We start from the raw sequence: 3,769 nt of genomic DNA, 5'->3' as shown, positions 1-3,769 counted from the left end.
TCTTGTCTCGAGTTTCCGAGATCCTCGATTGTTCGACTCGTGGTAGCGATGGTGCGTCGTAGCCCGGGTGAAGGAGTCGGACGGTGGAACGGGATGGGATTGCAGAGGAACTGGTCGAGGACTTCGTCGGGCATCTGGAGCGTCGTGGGCGTGGGAGTTACACGGCGCGTTCGTATCGGCTCGGGTTGGCTGACTTCTCGCGCTGGCTGACTCGCGTCGATCGGCCGTTGGTAGCGGTGTCGCGCCGTGACGTCGAGGCATACATCGGTGAGTTCGCCGCCGGCCCGGGCACCGCGGCGCGGGCCTCGGGCGTCGTTGATCTTGCGACGGGCGAGCCGGTTGTGGTGCGGCGTGCGGCGCGGACGGTCAACCACCGTTTGAGTGTGCTGGCGTCGTTCTTTGCGTTCTTGATCGATCGCGACACCGAAGGCGGTGGCGCCTGGGCGGGCAGGGTCAATCCTGTCCCTGCCCGGGCTGGGGAGCTGACGCACGGCATGGGTGGCGGTGGTGATGCGCCACCACGACGCCCGCGTGCCGAGCTGCGACGGCGCGAGCCCCGTGAGCTGCCTGCGGTCCTCGACCACACCGAGGTCGACCGCCTGGTCGCCGCAGCGAAGTCGTGGCGCGACAAGGCACTGTTGATGTTGCTGTCCCGGTCGGGTCAACGGATCGGGGACTGGAGCGTCGAGCACGGCCGTCACGGCGTGTTGGGGATGGGCCTGCACGATCTCGACCGGCGCACCTCGACGGTGGTGGTCCGGTTGAAGGGTGCACGTGATGAGCACCGCGTCCCCGCCACCGCCGAGTTCTGGCGACTCTTCGACCACTACCTGGCGCACGAGCGCCGCGACGCTCCTGGTGAGGCCGCGTGGGTCGGGCTCCGTCGCGGCTGGCCACGGCCGCTGACCTACAGCGCCTTCGAGGCCGCGCTTCGCCAGCTTGTTGCGCGCACCGGCGTCGACGTCACCGCTCACATGTTTAGGCACACGGTTGCCTCCGAGGTGGTCGCCTCCTCTGGCGTCGCTGCAGCGCGGGAGTTGCTCGGTCATCGCCACATTGCGACCACGGTCGACACCTACGCCCACGTCGATCGACAGGCGCTCGTCGATGCCGTGGCCGGGGTCGAGCGACACGCCAGGGTCGCCGCCCGGGCCGCGGCCGAGGCTGCGCGTCGAGCGACGGACGGACGGTCGGACAAGGGCGTGCAGTATGTCTTCCACTACGACTCCCAGACGTTGATCGAGTTGGACGCGGTGGCCACACCCCGCCCCACGGCAGGACTGCCCGAGTGGCCGGAGTCGGTGTCATGAGTGCACTCGGTCGAGCGCGTGAACTCGGTGCGGCACCGTATGACCGTCAGGTGCTCATCGAGTACCTGGTCGAGCAGATGCGCGGCTGGAGGTTCAGGCACCGCTACGACGACTCGCGGATGCTCAGCGCCGTGCGGGCTAGCTTCGACGTGACCGACCAGATCGAGGGCGCCACCTTGGCCGACCGGTGGGCAACGTTCGAGGTCGACGTGTGGCGGCGATGGCTGGCAGGACAAGACCGGCCCCCGCTCGCCGCGCGCTGGGGGTTCGGCGTGTGGGCGCTGGTGATCTCCCGGCTGGTGCAACCTGCGTGGTCGACGATCGCGACGGTGCGCATCGGCGACTGGACCAACATCCTGCCCGCCGACGACCCGCTCGTCCTGGCCCGCCAGCGGATCGAGGACGCCGCGCAGACCTGTGCGATTGGACACCCGCGCTCTTACGACCAAGCGGTCAACATGGCTACTCGCCTGATGCTGACCCGCGGCGCCGACCGGCTCGAAGACCTCACCGATGCCGACTTGCTGATCCCCCCGGCAAGCACCAAGGGCGCAGACGTTCTGGACGTGCTGCTGTGTCAGCTGGGCGTGTTCGACCGCACCCCGCGCAGCGGCACCGCTCGGCGTCGCACCGCCCCGCGGCACACTGAACGAGAACTCGCCCTGGTCGCCGGAGTGCCTGAGCCGTTCGTCGAGGTCGTGGGGCTCTACCTGGAGGCCTACGCCCGCCGCCTCTCGGACACCTACCCGACGCTTCGACACAAGGCCAGCGCACTGGGCCACTTCTTCCGCTACCTGCAACAGACCCATCCCGGCGTGACCTCGTGCGCGCAGATCACACCCGCCCAGGCACGCGGATTCGTGCCCGCCGCGGTCGAACTCGCACGCACCTCGCAGCGCACCAAAGCCCGCAAGGGCGACGCGGACAGCACCACCGCGCACTCGTGGCTGATCGAGGTCCGCGTGTTCTTCGCCGACATCTCCACCTGGGCCACCGAGACAGACTCCCCGTTCGCCGCCCACGCCCCCTCCAGCGTCGTGCTGACCCGCCACGACCTGCTCGACACCGGGTTCGTCAAAGCCCGGAAACGACAGCAGGCCAGGCTGACCTCGACGGTCCTCGACCTGCAACGCGAGATCCCCAACATTCGCGCCTTCGCGCTGCGCCGCTGGCACGACACCGGACACGCCCTGCGCAACCAGCCCGACGACACAACGCTCATCCGCGCAGAACGGGCCGCATTCTGGGACTGGGCGCTCCCGGAACTGCTGCTGACCAGCGGCCTTCGGATCGAGGAAGCCTGCGAGTTGACCACCTTCGACGTGCTGCGACGCTCGCTGCCCGACGGCCGGCTCTACTACCTGCTCCACATCAAGCCCAGCAAGTTCGACCGCGCCCGCGTGATCCCGATCGGCGACCAACTCGGCCGCGTGATCGCCGAGATCATCCGCCACGTCCGCGCCTACTACGGCACCGACCATGTCCCACCCGTCGACCGCCGCGACGAGCACGAGAAGAAACCCCTGCCCCGAGCCCCCTACCTGCTGCAAGCCATCCGGCATCCCAGCGCGGTCAACACCAACACCATCCGCGGACGGTTGCGCTGGATCTCCGAGCAGGCCGGCGCTACCCACGCCGACGGCAGCCCACTGATCCTGACCCCACACGACTGCCGGCGCGTGTTCGCCTCCGAACACCTCAACGCCCATACCCCGGTCCACGTGATCCAGGCTCTGCTCGGCCACGCCACGATCAACACCGTGATGATCTACGCCAAGCTCTACCCCGACCAGTTCGTCACCGACTACCGCAAGGCCATGCGCGGCCTCTACACCGACGTTCACGGCCCCTCGGCCAGCAAGACCCCGACCGAGGCCGAGTGGGCCGAGTTCACCGCCAGCTGCTCCCTGCGGGACATGGGCACCCACGTCTGCGCGCTTCCCACCGGCGAGCACTGCCCGCGCGGACTGGTCTGTCTGGGCTGCGGCCACGCCCAACCGAAGAAGAGCGCCCTGCCCGTCTTCCGCCGCATGCTGCACAGCCACAACCGCGCACTGGACAAAGCCCGCGAACACGGCGAACCCGCCGGACAAATCGCTGCACGAGAACTCGAAGTCGAACGCATCCGCTCCGCCATGCAACGCGCCCAAGAACTCACCGACGGCGCCGGCGAAGCACTCGAGGCCGCCGCGACCGGCTGACCCACAGTCGTTGCAGAAGACAACCGCGCCAAGCCAGACTGAGAACACACAAGTCGACCAGCCGGAATCTCGGGATAACGGGTCCCACACATACGCGGGGCGGGCGCCGACCATCCGTGAGCGCACCACCTCGCCTGTCTTCGGCTTCTCCCGCGGCCCCAGCCGACGCCACGAGCCCGCATCGGCAGGCGTGGCCGTGGCGAACCGGCCCGTCACGGGCGCGAAGATCATGTACCCGGCCTGGCCCTTCATCACCTG

The 3,769-nt window shown here is 68.6% G+C and carries 2 protein-coding genes; both read left to right on the top strand.

Translation table 11 applies throughout. From position 1 onward, the window contains the following. Positions 1–83: 83 nt before the first annotated feature. On the top strand, positions 84–1,310 hold the full coding sequence (locus tag B4M62_RS03470) for a tyrosine-type recombinase/integrase (protein ID WP_290705228.1): 1,227 nt from the start codon (positions 84–86) through the stop codon (positions 1,308–1,310). After that, positions 1,307–3,511 (top strand): tyrosine-type recombinase/integrase, encoded by a 2,205-nt coding sequence (locus B4M62_RS03465; protein WP_290705225.1) that lies wholly within the window; start codon positions 1,307–1,309, stop codon positions 3,509–3,511. The genes B4M62_RS03470 and B4M62_RS03465 overlap by 4 nt, the downstream gene beginning before the upstream one ends. Positions 3,512–3,769 lie beyond the last annotated feature (258 nt).

The sequence above is a fragment of the Gordonia sp. UBA5067 genome (genome assembly GCF_002414845.1).
Taxonomy (GTDB): domain Bacteria; phylum Actinomycetota; class Actinomycetes; order Mycobacteriales; family Mycobacteriaceae; genus Gordonia; species Gordonia defluvii.
The sequence above is the reverse complement of the archived record's forward strand: the minus strand, read 5'-3'. Positions and strand labels throughout refer to the sequence as shown.

Bases quoted from the DNA above. Each gene is read 5' to 3' on its own strand.
- B4M62_RS03465 (WP_290705225.1), top strand. From the start codon at position 1,307: ATGAGTGCACTCGGTCGAGCGCGTGAACTCGGTGCGGCACCGTATGAC.